The sequence below is a fragment of the Bacillus sp. FSL W8-0519 genome, from assembly GCF_038005585.1.
GTDB classification, from domain to species: Bacteria; Bacillota; Bacilli; order Bacillales; family Bacillaceae_G; genus Bacillus_A; species Bacillus_A paranthracis.
Genome location: NZ_JBBOTL010000001.1, coordinates 5275490 through 5293732, shown reverse-complemented (window position 1 = coordinate 5293732; position 18243 = coordinate 5275490). Strand labels below are relative to the sequence as shown.

General features: G+C 33.7%; 14 protein-coding genes and 1 pseudogene. 7 read left to right on the top strand and 8 right to left on the bottom strand.

The genetic code is table 11. The features are described 5' to 3' along the window. Positions 1–13 precede the first annotated feature (13 nt). Complete coding sequence (locus NST14_RS27735; protein ID WP_000427879.1) at positions 14–574, bottom strand: DUF1836 domain-containing protein; 561 nt, start codon at positions 572–574, stop codon at positions 14–16. A 164-nt stretch (positions 575–738) separates the two neighbouring features. Between NST14_RS27735 and trhA the strand changes: the two genes are divergently transcribed. Both trhA and galE read left to right on the top strand, forming a co-directional pair. Next, the gene (gene trhA, locus NST14_RS27730; RefSeq protein ID WP_101169006.1) at positions 739–1386 is read left to right on the top strand and encodes a PAQR family membrane homeostasis protein TrhA; all 648 of its coding nucleotides are present in this window, start codon (positions 739–741) and stop codon (positions 1384–1386) included. Positions 1387–1572: 186 nt separating this feature from the next. Continuing rightward, complete coding sequence (gene galE / locus NST14_RS27725; protein WP_000996533.1) at positions 1573–2589, top strand: UDP-glucose 4-epimerase GalE; 1017 nt, start codon at positions 1573–1575, stop codon at positions 2587–2589. A 50-nt stretch (positions 2590–2639) separates the two neighbouring features. Here galE and pelG read toward each other — a convergent pair whose 3' ends face one another. The 5 genes from pelG to NST14_RS27700 are packed head-to-tail and all read right to left on the bottom strand — an operon-like array spanning position 2640 to position 9466. After that, entirely contained in the window at positions 2640–4094 is a 1455-nt protein-coding gene (gene pelG, locus NST14_RS27720) for an exopolysaccharide Pel transporter PelG (protein WP_229143339.1), read from the bottom strand. Beyond that, the gene (gene pelF, locus NST14_RS27715) at positions 4082–5503 is read right to left on the bottom strand and encodes a GT4 family glycosyltransferase PelF (RefSeq protein ID WP_001219502.1); all 1422 of its coding nucleotides are present in this window, start codon (positions 5501–5503) and stop codon (positions 4082–4084) included. Before pelF ends, pelG begins: the two co-directional genes overlap by 13 nt. A 3-nt stretch (positions 5504–5506) precedes the next feature. Then, a complete protein-coding gene (locus NST14_RS27710; protein WP_000715314.1) occupies positions 5507–7339 on the bottom strand; it encodes a DUF2194 domain-containing protein in 1833 nt (610 codons plus the stop codon). Further along, entirely contained in the window at positions 7323–8243 is a 921-nt protein-coding gene (locus NST14_RS27705) for a tetratricopeptide repeat protein (RefSeq protein WP_000601986.1), read from the bottom strand. Before NST14_RS27705 ends, NST14_RS27710 begins: the two co-directional genes overlap by 17 nt. After that, positions 8243–9466, bottom strand: coding sequence for a hypothetical protein (locus NST14_RS27700; RefSeq protein ID WP_000559346.1), 1224 nt, complete (start codon positions 9464–9466; stop codon positions 8243–8245). The genes NST14_RS27705 and NST14_RS27700 overlap by 1 nt, the downstream gene beginning before the upstream one ends. 290 nt (positions 9467–9756) lie before the next feature. On the opposite strand from NST14_RS27700, the gene NST14_RS27695 reads away from it, so the two are divergent. The 3 genes from NST14_RS27695 to NST14_RS27685 all read left to right on the top strand — a co-directional run bounded on the left by NST14_RS27695 (position 9757) and on the right by NST14_RS27685 (position 12588). Next, positions 9757–10575 (top strand): endo alpha-1,4 polygalactosaminidase, encoded by an 819-nt coding sequence (locus NST14_RS27695; protein WP_000454997.1) that lies wholly within the window; start codon positions 9757–9759, stop codon positions 10573–10575. Between the two features lie 435 nt (positions 10576–11010). Continuing rightward, positions 11011–11601, top strand: coding sequence for an AmiS/UreI family transporter (locus NST14_RS27690; protein WP_000542569.1), 591 nt, complete (start codon positions 11011–11013; stop codon positions 11599–11601). Between the two features lie 105 nt (positions 11602–11706). Beyond that, complete coding sequence (locus NST14_RS27685; protein ID WP_061535970.1) at positions 11707–12588, top strand: NAD-dependent epimerase/dehydratase family protein; 882 nt, start codon at positions 11707–11709, stop codon at positions 12586–12588. 88 nt (positions 12589–12676) lie between these two features. On the opposite strand, the gene sodA is transcribed toward NST14_RS27685, so the two are convergent. Beyond that, on the bottom strand, positions 12677–13303 hold the full coding sequence (sodA, locus tag NST14_RS27680) for a superoxide dismutase [Mn] (RefSeq protein WP_000094046.1): 627 nt from the start codon (positions 13301–13303) through the stop codon (positions 12677–12679). Positions 13304–13518: 215 nt separating this feature from the next. Here sodA and NST14_RS27675 point away from each other — a divergent pair, with 215 nt between their 5' ends. Continuing rightward, a complete protein-coding gene (locus tag NST14_RS27675) occupies positions 13519–14589 on the top strand; it encodes a nitric oxide synthase oxygenase (RefSeq protein WP_000047608.1) in 1071 nt (356 codons plus the stop codon). 363 nt (positions 14590–14952) lie between these two features. Then, positions 14953–16521, top strand: a pseudogene (locus tag NST14_RS27670) (BCCT family transporter). A gap of 112 nt (positions 16522–16633) precedes the next feature. Here the strand turns inward: NST14_RS27670 and NST14_RS27665 are convergent. After that, entirely contained in the window at positions 16634–17932 is a 1299-nt protein-coding gene (locus NST14_RS27665) for an MFS transporter (protein ID WP_001103440.1), read from the bottom strand. Positions 17933–18243 lie beyond the last annotated feature (311 nt).

Below are 18243 nucleotides of genomic sequence, written 5' to 3'. Positions count from 1 at the left end.
GGATAGTTTTTATTTATGATTCTTTTAAATCATCCACTAGTTGCTCCGCTAAACGTCTATACATATTACTCATAGTCACGAAGGATGTTAGTAGTAGAAATTTTTCTAGCTTTGTGTCTTCTAAGGAAGAAATCTCATTTACTTCTGTAACACGGTTATTTACGTCTTGTTTAAAGCTTTCGACATTGCTTTCAGTAAGAGCAAGATAATTTTTGTATAACGTATTTAATTCGAATGAATCATCATTTAATAAGGAGTCATTTATAGTTTCTAATGAACTTTTTATGTCGTTAATGGAAAGAGCACCTTTTAATTGATAAATTAAGCTAATTAAAATCATATGCTCTTTTGAATACTTTTTATTTTTGATAGGGATGAATAGTTTCCCTTTTGCGTAATTATTAATCATCGTTTTTGTTAATACTTTTTCATCATCCGTTCTCGTTGTATCTGCATAAGTATTCTCAAATAGTTGGACAACTTGATCTACATATAAGTCGACATTTGGAATATCCTCAAGTTTAATATTTTTTTCTAAATGCAATGTCTCAAGTAATTCATTTATATTTTCCACGTAGAATCCCTCACTTTTATAACTTAGTGGAACTTAATGTCTAATACATCCTTAAATATGGTATTACGAAACAAATAAATTGTAAATGTTGACCTTAAAAAGAAATGTGTATATAATTACACGTAGTTATTAAAACTACATGTAATTATATGAGGGGTGTTATTATGAATGCTTACGTAAGGGAACCAGTTAATGCATTTACTCACTTAGGTGGAGCGATATTATCATTTATTGCCTTATTAGCTATGCTTGTGAAAGTTTCTATCAAGATGCCATCATTTGCTGCAATTACAGCTGTTATTTTGTTTGGGATTGGAATGATGGTCCTTTATATGGCATCAGCTGTATATCATAGTGTTGTGGCCAATGAACGTGTTATTTACTTCTTTAGGAAGCTAGATCATTCTATGATTTTTATATTAATTGCAGGTACATATGCACCCTTTTGCTTAATTACATTAAATTCAGCAAGTGGTTTGCTATTATTTTGTTTAGTCTATGCAACTGCGATTTGTGGCATTGTGTTTAAAATGTTTTGGTTTAATTGTCCAAGATGGTTATCGACAGCAATTTATATTACGATGGGTTGGTTAATTGTTTTATTCTTTGCACCGTTAGCTGAGAATTTAAGTACAGGGGGCATTGTTTTCTTAGTACTTGGGGGCATTTTTTATACAATTGGTGGATTTATTTATGGAACAAAGCCAAAATGGCTAGAGTTTAAATATATGGGACATCATGAGATTTTTCACGTTTTTGTATTATTAGGTAGTCTTGCACATTTTCTAAGTGTATATTGTTACGTAATTTAATAAGAAAAACGCCACATAACAAAAATTATGTGGCGTTTTTCTTATTACTTGATTGGAATCGTATATGTTATAAAATTATTATGGGATAAAATGTAAGTTTCTGTGTTCGCATATTAAACATAGGATAAGAAATATGTGATATACTTTGAGAAGTTTATAATGAATGAAATATGGAGGACTATAATTATGGCAATACTTGTAACAGGTGGAGCAGGGTATATTGGTAGTCATACATGTGTAGAATTACTAAATAGCGGTTACGAAATTATAGTAGTTGATAATCTTTCGAATAGCTCGGTAGAATCTATAAATCGAGTGAAAGAAATAACAGGAAAGCAATTTAAGTTTTATAAAGAAGATGTTTTAAATCAAGAAGCACTTGACGCGATTTTTGAAGAAAATGCAATCGAAGCAGTTATTCACTTTGCAGGGTTTAAAGCTGTAGGGGAATCAGTAGCAATTCCATTAACATATTATCATAACAACATTACGAGCACTTTAGTGCTATGTGAAGTAATGCAGAAACATAATGTAAAGAAGATGATTTTTAGTTCATCCGCAACTGTATATGGTATCCCGGAAACGTCACCGATTACAGAGGAGTTTCCATTAAGTGCAACAAATCCATATGGTCAAACGAAATTAATGATTGAGCAAATTATGCGTGATGTAGCATTTGCAGATAGAGAATGGAGTATCGCATTACTTCGCTATTTCAACCCATTTGGTGCACATGAAAGTGGACGTATTGGAGAGGATCCAAATGGAATTCCAAATAACTTAATGCCATATGTCACACAAGTGGCAGTAGGTAAGCTAAAAGAATTAAGTGTATTTGGAAATGACTACCCAACGAAAGATGGAACAGGCATCCGTGACTACATACATGTTGTAGACTTAGCAAAAGGTCACGTAAAAGCGCTAGAGAAAGTACTGAATACAACAGGAGTAGATGCTTATAATTTGGGCACAGGTACAGGGTATAGTGTACTTGAGATGGTTGAAGCATTTGAAAGGGTTTCAGGAAAAAAAGTTCCTTATAAAATTACAGAGCGTCGTCCTGGCGATGTGGCAATATGTTTTGCAGATGCATCAAAGGCAAAACGTGAACTAGGATGGGAAGCAAAACGTGGATTAGAAGAAATGTGTGCAGATTCTTGGAGATGGCAATCAAATAATAAAAATGGCTATTTGGAAGTTTAATATGTAGATACAAAAAATGACCTTTGCATGAGCAAAGGTCATTTTTGTATTTATTTCCCGTTAAGTTTATTAGCTAATTTGGTAAAAAAGGTCCGCTGTTTTATAGGAATATTTGACTGGCAAAATGTATAATAATCAATATCTTTAATGTAAGTAAAGAGCCTAGAAATAGCATATAGGAATGTAGTAGAAGATCCAACTGCGAAACTAATGCCGTAACCATTGAATCCAAATGGAAGCAGGATAAGGCTTAATAACAAGTTTGCAAAAAAGAAAATAGCTGATGTTCGAAATGCCCCTTTACGATCCTCAAAGTATAGGAGTAGTAATGTAATAACGAGCACCATTCCATTTGCATAAGCACCAACTATAGTTAGTTGCAGAATAGAGTAATTAAGTGTTGTGTTTCCAGATTGCGAACTAAACATCCATATTATAAAAATAATAAGTAAGGAAAAAATACCTTGATTACGAAGTATACGTTCCATTTCCTGCTTTAAGACAAAGTTCATGGAATCTTTTAATTGTAAAAGCGTATGTAATGTTCCGCCATTGTTTACCGAACCGAAGAACTTTTTATATCTTTCATAAAACCTGGTTTCAATGGATACTACAAAGAAAATATAGGTTGGGATAATACTTAAATACGCCCAGAAAACAGCAGTATCATAAATTTGATGATAAATAAATGTGTTTTCAATATTTCCCCGACCGTCTCCAAACCAAATAACAAAATTACATACCCAAATACCCACATTGTAAAATAGGCTTGACCAAAATAACTCTGGATATTTATCTAAATAAGAAAGAAAGGTAAATTGTTCAGTAGCATCGCTATTTGGAAACATTCGTACAATAACGATACTTAACCATACTAGTGTAATGAAAGTACCAATTGTAAAAGAAATTAAAAGCAATAGGGCAGATCCATGTTCTAACCCAAGTGTAGGGTGCCAGTAAGCTACTAGGATAATTCCTAATAGGGAAAAAATGGATCCGATTAAAAATGCCAGTGCAATTGATTGATAATCTTTAGCTGCTGTTAAATAAATGGACTGAATCCAGATGATATTTAAAGCTAAAAATAAAAATAGCATCACGATTTTATAATATAAAGCTAACGGTGTGAAAAATGCAAACAAAAGCCATAACATAATAGCTAAAAAAAGTGTGATCTTCGTCATTCCTAAAAATGAAGAAAATACTTTATCAGCTTTTTGTTCGTATAAAAGGTCAGCTACATATCTAGTTACAATGAGCTGCAATGCTCCGTAAATAATTTGAGAAAAAATAAAGCAGTATGAAATTGAAATAGTGAAAAGACGCTGTTCTTCAATTGAAATAGAATGAAATAAACTCAAAATGAATCTAATAGTTGTTACTGCTAAAATAACGACTAACCAAGGACCAGCTGTAACAAATAACGAAAATCCATAAGCTTTTACCCTTGAAGAATAGTAGTCTTCCTGAAATAATTTTTGTAATCGAAATCCTATACCTGCCATGTTTTCGCACCCCTTTCTAAATAAAGCTTACGATAACTATCAACAACACCTGATAATTGATAATATGCTTCAATACGATTACGCCCATTGTTTCCGAATTGTTGAATGGATTCAGGGTGGCGATAATACCATTCTAAGTGGGTGGCAACTTGTTCAGGAGATACAGGTGGTACAACAAAGCCACATTGGCCGTAAGGATCTTCATCTTGTCCATAAATTAACTCCTTACAAGAACCAACGTCTGTAACAACCCATGGTAATCCCGATGCCATTCCTTCTAACATAGCTAGTGGTTGCCCTTCAGATATGCTAGTTAATACGAGAATATCCGTTTGTTTTAAGTAATCTTTAATGTTTACTCTGCCAGTCATTATTACATGTTCTTTTAATCCAAGTTGCTGAATTAAATCACGACATTCTTGGGCATACTCTGGTTCTTCTGTATCAGGACCTAATAAGTAGAAGATAAACGGAATATCTTTTTCTAATAATAATTTAGCTGCATAAATCATTGTTTTTACGTCTTTAATTGGCACAACTCGTATAATAGCAGAAATAATGAGTTTATCTGAATTATGTTTTGGCTTACGTAGCCCTTTATAATCAGATAAAGTAACACCATTTGGAACAATTTTTAGTTTATGGGCCGGAGCTCCTAGTTCTTTTTGATATGTACTATTCCGTCCGAATAATGTAATCACATCAGCAGCTTGTTCATATGCTTGGTGAGATAAATGATGGAAGAAAGAAACCCATCTTTTTTTGTATTCGATTGGTATCCAAGTTGATTGGAGTATTTCCTCTTCACGTTCCCGAGAATAAATACCATGCTCTGTTAGAATAAATGGTATGTCAGATTTGGCACTAATTGCAGCTCCAAGAAGCCCACCATAGCCTGTAGATACAGAATGGATAAGATCTAATTCAGGAAAATCAATTTGTAAAATTTGAATGATTGGTGTGAACATAGATCTCCACATCCAAAAGTAATTTAAGAAAGAACCACTACTTTCTTCATACAAATAGCTTTCTTTCACTATTTCATAAAATTCACGACTTTCGAAGAAGGAATGTAGTGTTCCTAGCTTTTGCTTGTTCCCTAATATTTGTAATGCTTCTGTGTCGTTAGCTTGGAATGTAAACCATTTTTGAAGTGTTTGTACTTCATCAGTCGTTAAATTGGTTTTTATATGGTTTGAGTCACTTTCTGATTGTAAGGGAATCATAATGATATCTTTTACATTGTTAGGAATTTCATATTGATATTCCTCTTCTGTTTTTATTTGCGGTACGATCGCAAAGATGGTGAATTCATGTTCTTTAAATTGTTGGATAATCATTTGTACCCAACTTGCTACTCCGCCACTGACAAAAGGATAACTTCCTTCAACGACTAAACCTATTCTCATCTGCTATACCCCTTTAATTGGAATTGTAGCGTTAGCTTGTTTTAATATAACGCTATAAATTTGTGAATCTAGCTTTGTAACTGTGCCGTATGGGAATGAACCGGTTTTTAATTTTTTCCCTTCTTCCACACGTATAATCGTTGCAGTGTGGTTTGGTAATCCTTTATATGCAATGTGAACAGCATCATCTTCATAAGAAACAGCTAAATCACCGGTTTGATAAATTTTCATGGAAGCAGTTGCTTCACTTTGTGTCATACTTTTTATATAAGGATATCTTTCTCGTATTTCTTTAATTGTCGTTTTATAAGCTTTAAATAATTCTTCCCACGTTAAATTACCCGAACGTTTTTCATCAAGGATATCATCTGGATGGACGAAATGTGAGATAACCCCTAAATTTGCAGTAACATCAGCTAAAATAAATTGTTCTTCATCTGAAATGGCATAGCCACTCGTAATACGTGGGAAGTGATAAATATTTTTGTTGTGCTCGTCTGGTCCAAATTCTTGAATTAAACTGCCGTTACTTTTACTTCCCACATATAGAGAAGCAACTGTTTCCATAGTTGGGACCGCGTCGTTTAATGCACTTAATCCAGTCGTATTTATAATATTGGATGGTGGTACATAGGTCTTCAGTTTTTCGTTTGGAAAGAAGTTATACACGAGTCTTTGTAAAGCATCTAAGGATCTCTCCATGTCCTCTTTTGAATTCCATGGAACATATTCAAGTGCTTTATCTACTGGGTCTGGTGGTAATAATAAAGGTTGATGGTTATAGCCATGAATACCGATTTCTCCACCGTGACTTAATAATTCTCTCCCAAATAATAAATAGGTATTTCTATTTTTACCTGTAAAATTTTCAAAGGGTGGCGTTACTTTATTTTGATATGTCCCAATTGCAACCCCTGTATATTTAATATCAAGCTCTTCAGAGATATCCTTCATATTTTTCCACCAATGTTTTTTATAAAATTCTTCAACAGAAATTTTTTCTGTTGTTAAGTTTTTTAGTTCTCCACTTGGAATTGGAGATGGGAAGTCATCGATATACATAATCTCCGCTCCAAGTTGTACTGTAGCGAAAGTCGGGAAAATAGTACCCAGTGATTGAACGAACATACCTCTACCTAATTTATCGTTCAATGCTGTTGTATTCCAATATAAGACTTTTCCTTCACCGTAGTCATTGGTCCAAAGGATGGGAGTATCTTCTGCAGTAATCCAAGTATTAGTTGTATTCTCATCTAGCGTAATATTCATTGAGCTATGAGTGAACAATGGAGAAGAACTTGAGAGATCAGGATAACCAGGGAATAAAACTTCTTCAAAGGTTAATCCCTTCACATCTTTGAAGCCTTCTTTTTTTGTAATACCAAATAATGTGTTCCAGGAAGAATCTGAATCAAGTCGGTTTGCGATAATAATTCTTCCGCCCATTTGTACAAAATTTTGAATATCGGCTTGTGGAAGTTGCGCCATTATTTCACCTGTAATAATAATTCCTGTATAGGGGGAGGGAGTAAGTCCCTTAATTTCATTAGCTGTAATATTTTTATAGTGTAGGTGTGCGTAATCCATTGCCTTTTTCGTATTAAATTCGACTTGTTGCCCTAATGTATTATCCGTTTTTAAAACGTATAATTGCATTTTTTGTCCATTTTGGGCTACATCTTTTGCTTTGAGTGTTTTAACAGTATCTGTTTCTTTAGTTTTAGGAACAGAAAACTTTTGATAGAAATTTTCTGTTCGATATATAAGGATGGATATAATTAAGAGAAATAAAATGATACTAACAATTCCGATATATATATTAATCCCCTTTTTCAATGTGTGCGCCTCCAAACTGCCTTACAAATAATTGATATTTACGCGGTAGTATATGAACTCTTTTTGCAGCTGCTAGATTATTGATTAAGTTATAGAGCTCGTCCCATAACTTTTGCTCATAATATATTTCAAGTAACCCAACGTAACCGTAATATGATTCAGGATAGAAATGAATAAGATTTAAAAATTGTTCTTCAGACTTTGCATATTGTTTTGTATGTAGAAACAGATTTCCAAGGTGGAAAGGATAAAGAGGTTCGGTAGGGAATAGTTCTACACTTTGTGTAATAAAATTCATAAATTCGGCGATTATTTTTTCCTTTTGCTGATTAGAAAGAAGACCACTGTCTACATATCTTAAATAGTTAGAAACCAATTCTTTTGCAATTTCATTTTGTGGATTTTGTAGGAATTGCTTATTTAAGTATTCGATCTGTTTTTCGTACCGTTCATTTAGTAAATTAATAGTAGTTGCTGCGTAATGTACAGTTTCAGGATCTTTATGGTGAATGGCTTCTTTCAATAAGCCTCCTTCATTGGAGATAGGGGAGGAGCTTAACTGTACAATGAGTTGTTTATGTAATTCAGGCTTATCTAGTTCTAATCCAGAAGAAAATGAAATTAGGTCCATATCTTGTTTTGCTGATGCCAAAATATCTTCATAATGATCAACTTGAAAGGAAACATACTCAGAGTATTGCTGTAACCACTCGGTCTTGGAGCGTCTTATATTCAGTAATAACATGATTGCTGATACAATAAGTCCGACAAGCGGGAAAAGGAGAGAGATAATCAAGCAAAACTCAATAATTCCTTTCTTATCTTCAGTAATCAAACCTTTCGTAAATCGAAATAAAAGAAAAACCAAAATAGCATAAATAAAGTAAAGAAGGAGTAAAATCATTAGAATACCACTCCTTTAGAAGAAAGAGCGTTTTGTATACGAGTTTTGACTGGTAATAAAAATTTTTCTTCAGTGCCAGGTAATAGAATCATAACTTTTTGTTCGGTCGTGCTATAACCGAATATATCAATATCACGCAAATGATCTTTTAAAATAGAATTTATCATTTCTAAGGAATCTTGTGGAACAGTAAATTCAAAATAGGAATATGGATAAGATAATGTTTCGTAACGTTTCTTTTCTATTTTTAGTAAATGTTCAAATTCATCTTCATAATAAATGCTCGTTTTAGGGAATGTACGATCCTCTTGACTTGATAGCCAAAGATTAGAAGCGTTTTGTAAACGATCACCCATCCAGCGTAAATACCATGTGAAAAGTTCGAATTGCTCAGAAGTTACTTTTGAAAATTCAATTTCGTCTAATATAATGACATATTGTACATCATCTTGGAATAGGACGGGACCAACTAAAAGTGGAGCGTCTTGAAAATCCTCTTCTGTACGGAAAAAAGGTCGATTATGTGCTAGAGCATTTTTGATGACTAGCGAAGCATTTTTAACAAAAATGGATTGAGGTAAGGTATTTTTACCAGTTTCTGCTCTTAATTTAATACGAAGTGATTGTTTATTGTTATCGACGTGATAGATACCAATTTTTTTTGCTCCGAAATACATTTTTAATACATTTATCCCCTCATCGAGTACAATTTCAGGATGTGTATGATTTAAAGCTTTAAACATATGATACATTTTAGATAAGTGATTATTTGATTCAAGTACACGAGAACGTAGTGTAATACGTGTTTCATCCAATTGTTTCACAACATATTTTAATTCTTTATTTTCGGCTTTTAGCTCATTATTTATCATATGTACATCTTCATACCGTTCCTTTTGTGCAGTACTCATTAGTCCACAACATAAACTAATAACAAGTAAGAAAATCCAATTAATCCAGTAATCTAATGAATAAAAGTACAGTAATATATCATCTTCCTTATATATACCGCTTACAAAAATATAAATCATTGCTTCTAGAAAGGTGAAAAGGGCGATAGATATGCCATACCGGCTAGAAATAATTAATGTAATAAATAAGAGTAAGAAGTATTCATACGTTGGTGTTAGAAAATCAGTTAGTATTGAGAGAAAAAATAGAGCAATAAAGAGAATCGTAGGTTCAATCATTTTTTGTAATAAATTAGATTGTCTATAGTGCATAAAAAATCCCTTCTTTCGTTTGCAAATTTAATTTTGAGGAATAGTACACTGAAATAAAATACATAATTTAAAAGAATTATTTTAAAATATATAAAGCCCAAATCATTTTATCAACAGAGATGTAGTAAATTCAAGTGAAATAAATTCTAATTTTTGTTAATGTATTGTATTTATTGGGATTTTTATTAAATATCGAGCTTGAAAAAATGTAAAATGTTATTGTATTACTATACTTGTATTAATATTTAAAATGATAAAAAATTACAGTTTTATAGGGGGGGAATATTATTATGGAGTGGAAACGTTCCATATGCTTTTTAGCTATATTTTCTTTTATTTTTTCCTCAAGTACATCCACCCAAGCAAATGTCGTGGAACCAGTTTTAAAAAATGTACGAAGTTATAAAATCTATTATGGTGAAGCAAATGAGCAAGTAATTGAGGGACTTTCAAAGTATGACATGGTCATTATAGAGCCATATGCATTTTCGAAAGAGCAAGTTCAGCAATTAAAAAAATCAGGAACAGTAGTCCTTGGGTATGTTAGTGTTTTAGAATTAGAATCGTGGCATAAATCGCAAGTAGTTGAATCAGACTATTATTATCGAGACGGTAAGAAAATGAAGATTGAGCAGTGGGATACATATATTATGAATTTAGCTGATGAACATTACCGACGGATTGTTGTAAATAAGGTGAAACAGCAAATTATTGGAAAAGGAATAGACGGTGTGTTTTTAGATACCGCTGGTGATATTGACGACTATTTTTATGATCAGCCAGTTACACAAGGGAAATTTCGCGAAGCATATGTAAATTTATTAAAAGAAATAAAAGGTGTTAATTCTGATTTGCTTCTTATACAGAATTGGGGATTTGACACAATCAAAAATACATCCTTGAATTTTATACATGGTGTATTGTGGGAGGACTTCAATAAACAAGTTATTACGAAAGATGAATGGAGTCAAAATTGGATGCACTATTTTAAACAACAAAGTAATAAGATTGTAACGTTTACCGTTACTCCAAATACCGTATCTAAAAAATATAGTTCTATAAATGGATTTATTCCTACAATTAATCCGAATGATATTTATGATAAATAGCAATTATTAGGGATGAGAAACTATCAATATTGAATATGAAAGTTTAGGTCAGTATACGATTATCTTATAAAGATGAATGTATTACTGACTAGCTCATTTTATAATATTCCATGTTAGAAATTAGTAGAATAAGATAGAAAAAGTGCATTATCCTATTAACTTTTATAGAAATAAAAAACGTAATATTTAAAATAACATCAATACTTGTGTCATGGTTAGAGTACGTTTATAATCAAGGAATCCTATTAATGTTCTGATAGGGTTATTTATGATTGAAAGCGTTTTAAATTTGGTGTTCTTCAAGATAGGAAGTCTGACCTATTTGGATTAAAAATTATGTATGTAGTTTTAAATAGGAAGAAAAATAATAAAGTATTACTTTATATTGTGGGGAGGTTAAAAGTGTGAAAGGGAAAGACTTTCACACGAATACATATGGGTTACGTAGGATTATTACTTTCGGGTGCAGCTTTATTTTTAAATAGTCTCGTTATATTAGGAAAAGCAGAGATGAAAAGTGCAGGTGTTTTTAATTTATTTGTGGGTGCACTACAAATTATTATTCCGTTCTATTTAATCATGATTTCTGATCAAAGTAATTGGACGGTATATTCATATGCAGCTACTTTCTTATTCGGATTAACCTATTTATATGTAGGTGTTACTTTTATAAAAGGAATGGATAGTAGCGGTTTAGGTTGGTTCTGCATTTGGGTAGCAATTATTGCTTTATTCTATATGGTTGTTTCATTTGTTCAATTCCACGATGTTGTGAATGCGTTAACGTGGTTTATGTGGGCATTACTTTGGTATTTATTCTTTGTATTAAATACACAAAAAAAGAACATCAATCAATATCTTGGAAGGATTGCCTTCGTACAATCATGGGTAACATTGACGTTACCTTCACTCTTTTATTTTATGGGAGTATGGGGAGAGGGATTCGTATATGAATTATGGGTTTATGTATCTGTAATTTCTATTTTATACTTCTGTTATTGTATTTATAAATATCGAGTACGTTAATATATTTTTTGTAGAAAAGCATGGAATCGTTAAACGAATTCCATGCTTTTTATATGTTAGCATTTATAATAGAGAGGTAGTATTTTACAATTTTCTAAAATGGGGATGATAAAGTTGAAAAAAGTATTGGTGCTAGGGGGAACTAGATTTTTTGGTAAACATTTAGTAGAAACACTTTTGCAAGATGGGCACGATGTAACGATTGCGACGAGAGGAATTACGGAAGATTTTTTTGGGAGTAGAGTAAAAAGACTTATTGTAGATAGAGAAGATGAAAAACAACTAACAGAGCGTCTAACAGATAAAAGTTATGATATTGTATACGATAATTTATGCTATAGCTCGAATGCAGCGAAGATAATATGTGAAGTGTTACGAGGGAAAACGAAGAAGTATGTTATGACATCTTCAATGGCTGTCTATGAACCTGCACTAAGCTTATCAGAAGAAGACTTTAATCCGTACGAGTATGCAATTGCGTATGGAGATAGGAATGACTTCAATTATGGTGAAGGAAAGAGATTAGCCGAAGCCGTTGTATTTCAACAAGCAACATTCCCAGTTGTTGCAGCTCGTTTTCCGGTTGTTATTGGAGAAAACGATTATACGAAAAGGTTACAATTTTACGTTGAACATATTGTGAGAGAAGAACCTGTCGCAGTGAATGATCTAGATGGAAAATTGTCGTTTATACATGAAGAAGAAGCCGGGGAATTTTTAGCTTGGTGTGGGATGAAAGATATAGAAGGGCCAATTAATGCTTGTAGCAACGGGGTAGTTTCTACTCGGGAAATTATTCATTTTATAGAAGAAAATACGGGAATAAAATCACTCATTCAAGAAGTAGGAGATCATGTAGCACCTTATAATGAATTGACTAATTGTACATTACATAATGGAAAAGCTAATGAATTAGGATTCCCGTTCCGAGGGTTGAAAATAGAAATAGAAAAAGTATTACGTTATTACATACATGCAATGAAATGATCATAAATCCCCCGGTGGCAATCCGGGGGATTCTGGAGGATTTCGACAATACTAATTTTACATTACCAAACTTACCTTATACGCACGACTAATGTTTTTGTGATTGAATTGCTTGTAAATATTTTTCATTTACCCGGTCCCAGTTCACTGTATGCCACCAGTTGGTAACAAATTCTGGGCGACGATTTTGGTACTTTAAATAATAGGCATGTTCCCATACATCAATGACAAGTAATGGAATTTTGCCTTCTTGCAAAGGTGTATCTTGATTAGGTGTACTCATTACAGTAAGTTCTTCACCATCAAGGACAAGCCATCCATAACCACTTCCAAAACGGCTAATTGCTGCTTTAGACAGTTGATCTTTTAAGTTGTCAAAGGTATTGAAATAATAATCAATTACTTTTGCAACGTCTCCATTAGGCTCGCCGCCACCCCGTGGGCTCATTACTTCCCAAAAAAGACTATGACAATAATGTCCACCACCGTTATTTCTGACAGCTGTAACAATTTCCTTTGGTAAAGCTTCTAAATTACATAGTAACTCTTCTAAAGATTTATTATGTAATTCCGAATAGTTTTCTAATGCGGCATTCAAATTATTTACGTATGTCGCATGGTGCTTTCCATGATGAATAGAAAGTGTATTGCTATCGATATATGGCTCTAGTTCATCATAGTCATATGAAAGCTTTGGCAATTGAAATGAAGACATGACATTTCCTCCTTTCTCTCTAAAAGTTGGTCTAGGTAAAAATAATTTACCTGAGTAAAAAATACACCTATTTTTCATGAAAGTCAATAGTAATCTCTTAATTTTCTGAAAGATAGTACAATAAAAGTAACACTTCGACTTTCGTTTGTGACTCTTATTCTTTTTGCTTATACTGTAAAGTAATAACGTTTTGTTGAAATAGAAGGAGATCGCTTATGAGTAAAACGAAGCAATTAATAGAGGAAGCGAGTCATTTTATTACGATTTGCTATAAAGAGCTTAATAAAGAACAATTCATAGAAGAACGCATGAAAGAAATTCGAGTTGAAATAGAGAAGACGGGGACGTATGAACATACATTTGAAGAACTTGTTCACGGATCGCGAATGGCATGGCGCAATAGTAATCGATGTATCGGAAGACTATTTTGGAGTAAGATGCACATATTAGATGCACGTGAAGTAAATGATGAGGAAGGTGTATATAATGCATTAATTCATCATATTCAATATGCAACGAACGACGGAAAAGTGAAACCGACCATTACAATTTTTAAGCAATATCAAGGTGAAGAAAATAATATACGAATTTATAATCACCAATTGATTCGGTATGCAGGATATAAAACAGAAATGGGAGTGATTGGTGACTCTCATTCCGCTGTGTTTACAGATTTTTGTCAAGAACTTGGCTGGCAAGGAGAAGGTACGAATTTCGATGTATTGCCACTTGTGTTTTCTATAGATGGAAAAGCGCCGATATATAAAGAAATTCCGAAAGAAGAAGTAAAAGAGGTGCCAATTGAACACCCAGAATACCCAATTTCGTCACTTGGAGTAAAATGGTACGGGGTTCCAATGATTTCAGATATGCGCTTAGAAATTGGCGGTATTTCCTATACAGCAGCTCCGTTTAATGGATGGTATATGGGAACAGAGATTGGGGCACGTAACTTAGCGGATCATGATCGCTATAATTTACTTCCAGCAGTTGCGGAAATGATGGATTTGGATACATCAAGAAACGGTACGTTATGGAAAGATAAGGCATTAGTTGAATTAAACGTGGCTGTTTTACATTCCTTTAAAAAACAAGGAGTCAGTATTGTTGACCATCATACTGCGGCGCAACAATTTCAGCAATTTGAGAAGCAAGAAGCTGCTTCCGGTCGTGTTGTAACGGGCAATTGGGTGTGGCTCATTCCGCCATTATCTCCAGCTACCACTCATATTTATCATAAACCGTATCCGAATGAAATTTTGAAGCCGAATTTTTTTCATAAATAGTTTGTAGTATAGGGCATTTTCTGTAAAAATATAATTTTTTTTAACTACTGTTACGTAGCAAATGGAAGCCTTTACCCTCGGTTATTTTTGGAAGGAGCTTTTTGAACCAAGGAGTTCCTTATGTTATAATCAAATTTCTGTTTCGAAGACCTTATAGAAATATAAGGTCTTTTATTTTGCTTTTTTATGTAAGAGGAATAGAAATTTTCTTTTAAATAAGGGATTTAGCATATTTTTAGGGACAACATAAGTGTGTAGTAAATAGATAAATTATTATGCTTATATAATCATTGTGTTTTGGGTGTAAACAATAAAACATAATAAAGTTGTTTTTTTAGATTGCTGAGGAAGGAGGAAGTGTAAATGAGGATGAAGAGTCGAAAAACGGATTGGCCTGTATTTCTTATTAGTGGTGGTTCGCTTTTATTATTTGTAATTGCGGTTTTTTTAAATAAAAATTATGTAGAGGGAGTCATTAATAGCAGTTTTGCAGCTTCAATTAAATATTTTGGTGCCTTCTGGCAAGTTTTATTAATTGGTACATTTATTGTTGCAATGTGTATGGCGTTCTCAAAATATGGAAGAGTTAAACTTGGGGGATTAGAAAAACCTGAGATTAGTACGGCAAAGTGGCTTGCTATTATTATGTCGACATTACTTGCCGGAGGTGGCGTTTTTTGGGCAGCTGCAGAGCCAATGTACCACTTGATGACGGTGCCGCCGATACATGAAGGTATATCTGCTGGAACGAAAGAAGCAGTAATGCCTGCTTTAGCACAAAGTTATATGCACTGGGGTTTCCTGGCGTGGACGATTTTAGGTACAATCAGTGCGGTAGTTATGATGTATGGGCATTATCATAAAGGTATGCCGTTAAAACCTCGAACGCTTTTATATCCTATTTTTGGTGAGAAATTGCGAAAGAGTTTGCTTGGAACAATGATTGATGCATTTGCCATTATTGCGGTAGCTGCAGGGACGATTGGACCAATCGGATTTTTAGGCTTACAAGCAAGTTATGGCCTACAAGCATTGTTTAATATTCCTGATGTTTTTACTACTCAATTAGCAATTATTATTTGTGTAGTTGCGGTTTCTACTATATCTGCAGTAACAGGAATTAATAAAGGGATTCAAATTATAAGCGATTTAAATGTTAAATTAGCGATTTTATTAATGGTATTTGTATTATTATGTGGACCAGGTGGATTTATTATTGATTCGTTTGTATCTTCGTTTGGATTTTATATAAATGAATTTATTCCAATGAGCACATACCGCGGTGATACAGGTTGGTTAGGATCGTGGACAATCTTTTTCTGGGGATGGTTTATTGGATATGGACCGATGATGGCAATTTTAGTGAGCCGCATTTCAAGAGGAAGAACAATTCGAGAAATCATCGTTGCAATTGGAATTATTGCACCTATTATTACAACGTTTTGATTTACTATACTAGGGGGATCAGGTGTGTTTTATGAGTTAATGAATCCTGGTTCTATATCGACCGCATTAAGTGCATCTGGTATGCCAGCTGCTATGATTGCAATTACAGAGCAACTGCCGCTCTCTCATATTATTGGACCGGCATTTCTTTTATTAACAATTTTATTTGTAGTGACAACAGGAGATTCAATGGCTTATTCGATTTCGATGGCAGTGACTGGAGACGGGGATCCTAGAATTAGCTTACGAATTTTTTGGTCGCTTATTATGGGAGCAGTTGCGGCAATTCTTTTATACATGGGTGAGGGAAGTATTAATGCATTGCAATCATTCATCGTAGTAACAGCTGTCCCAGTATCTGTTCTGTTGTTCCCAATGCTATGGCTAGCCCCTAAAGTGGCAGGGGAACTAGCATTAAAACAAGGTATTGTAAAAGAAGAAGAGCAAACTTCTTTCTTGTTCCAAAAAGCTAGTAGATCAAAATAAATAATTGTATATTTTATATCAAAAGAGGAAGCATTTCATTAGAGATGCTTCCTCTTTGCTATTTATATAACTATCTTTCTTGAAGGAAGATCGTACACTGTGTAGTTTCAATCTATTCTAATACTTTATCCTTCGTCTCTGGGACAAATAATAGCATTGTAACTAAACCGATTGGATAGATAATGAAGATAAGAGATAATGCTCCCATTACATTACCACCTGCAGCAAGTAATCCGATAATAACAGGTCCAAAGCCAGCTAAACCACGTCCAGTACCGAAAATAAAGTTTTCTGCTGTAGAACGAGCTTCAGCGGGATAGTTTTCAGCTAAAATTGCTCCGAATCCTCCCATCATGCCATTTGCAAAGAATCCAAGCAATGCACTTCCCCATAGCAATAATGTTGAATCTGTGAATAAGAAGAAGTAAATGAGACAGTATATAGTACCACCAACATAATAGATTGTAAAAGTTTTACGGCGACCAATTTTATCGGCTAGAATACCAAAAGTTGCAATTCCAATGAGCATGCCAATCGTAGAGATGAACATCCAACCGCTCGCTTTTGCTAATGTGTAGTTATATTTATTCGCCAAAATAGTTGGCATCCATGTAAAGATTCCATAGTATCCGAAGTTCTGGATGAATGACATAATAATAAGACCAATTGTTGTTAGCGTTACTTTTTTATTTGCAAATAGCTTTCGAAGTGGGAACTTTTTCATTTGCTTTAATTGCTCTGCCTCAGTAGTTGTTAAATTACCTTCAGCTTCTTTTTGTAACAATTCTTTTTTGTATCGTTGTTTTTGTTCCCATATTTTCGGTTCACTTAAACTTTTTCGGACATAGACAGCTAGTAGTGCGGGAATGAGTCCAAATAAGAAAACGGCTCTCCATCCAAAGTGTGGAACGATAAATGCTGGTAGGAGTGAAGCGACTAGTACGCCGAATTGCCATCCAAGTGCCACAACAGATGTTGCCTTTGCGCGCATTTCTTTCGACCATGTTTCAGTTACGATGGCCATCCCAATTCCGAATTCACCACCAACTCCCATTCCTACTAAAAAGCGAAGAATTAATAATTGCCAATAATCTGTTGCGAAATAAATAAGTGCTGTCGCGAGTGAAAATAGTAAGATTGTGAAGGCCATCGTACGGATACGCCCAAATAAGTCAGCAATAAATCCAAATAAATAAGACCCAATTAGCATTCCTATTGTAGTAGCTAAAGTTAAGTTCCCACCTTCAACAGGGCTTAAATGAAATTCTTTTAAAATGTAGACGAGTACGAAAGATAAGAGCAACATATCTAAGCCTTCTGCTGCATATCCTAGCGCAGACCCAAATAATGTTTTATATCTTTTCCCTTTCGTCTCCTCTGTTGTTGATTGTACATCAGTAGTGACGTTCATCATTATTCCTCCTTATTTTCTTCTACAGTCGCTATGGAAGAATAACAAAAGGCCTTCTCACCTGATATGATGAGAAGGCCAAAAAAGCATACGTATTCCTAGAAAAGAACATACGTATATTGTATTCCGACTTCCTTCTCAACCTCACGGGGTTGGGTTAAAGGACTGTATTATATTACTTTATTTTTAGCACTCTTCTATTAGATTGTCAAATAAAGAGGGAATTGTTATGTGTAAAATATTGCAAAAGGTATTTCATTCTTCTTGACGCCCACTTCACTATTTTCCGATAATAAAACTAACTACTATAA

Bases quoted from the DNA above. Each gene is read 5' to 3' on its own strand.
- trhA (WP_101169006.1), top strand. From the start codon at position 739: ATGAATGCTTACGTAAGGGAACCAGTTAATGCATTTACTCACTTAGGT.
- galE (WP_000996533.1), top strand. From the start codon at position 1,573: ATGGCAATACTTGTAACAGGTGGAGCAGGGTATATTGGTAGTCATACA.
- pelG (WP_229143339.1), bottom strand. From the start codon at position 4,094: ATGGCAGGTATAGGATTTCGATTACAAAAATTATTTCAGGAAGACTAC.
- pelF (WP_001219502.1), bottom strand. From the start codon at position 5,503: ATGAGAATAGGTTTAGTCGTTGAAGGAAGTTATCCTTTTGTCAGTGGC.
- NST14_RS27705 (WP_000601986.1), bottom strand. From the start codon at position 8,243: ATGATTTTACTCCTTCTTTACTTTATTTATGCTATTTTGGTTTTTCTT.
- NST14_RS27700 (WP_000559346.1), bottom strand. From the start codon at position 9,466: ATGCACTATAGACAATCTAATTTATTACAAAAAATGATTGAACCTACG.
- NST14_RS27695 (WP_000454997.1), top strand. From the start codon at position 9,757: ATGGAGTGGAAACGTTCCATATGCTTTTTAGCTATATTTTCTTTTATT.
- NST14_RS27690 (WP_000542569.1), top strand. From the start codon at position 11,011: ATGGGTTACGTAGGATTATTACTTTCGGGTGCAGCTTTATTTTTAAAT.
- NST14_RS27685 (WP_061535970.1), top strand. From the start codon at position 11,707: ATGATAAAGTTGAAAAAAGTATTGGTGCTAGGGGGAACTAGATTTTTT.
- sodA (WP_000094046.1), bottom strand. From the start codon at position 13,303: ATGTCTTCATTTCAATTGCCAAAGCTTTCATATGACTATGATGAACTA.
- NST14_RS27675 (WP_000047608.1), top strand. From the start codon at position 13,519: ATGAGTAAAACGAAGCAATTAATAGAGGAAGCGAGTCATTTTATTACG.
- NST14_RS27665 (WP_001103440.1), bottom strand. From the start codon at position 17,932: ATGAACGTCACTACTGATGTACAATCAACAACAGAGGAGACGAAAGGG.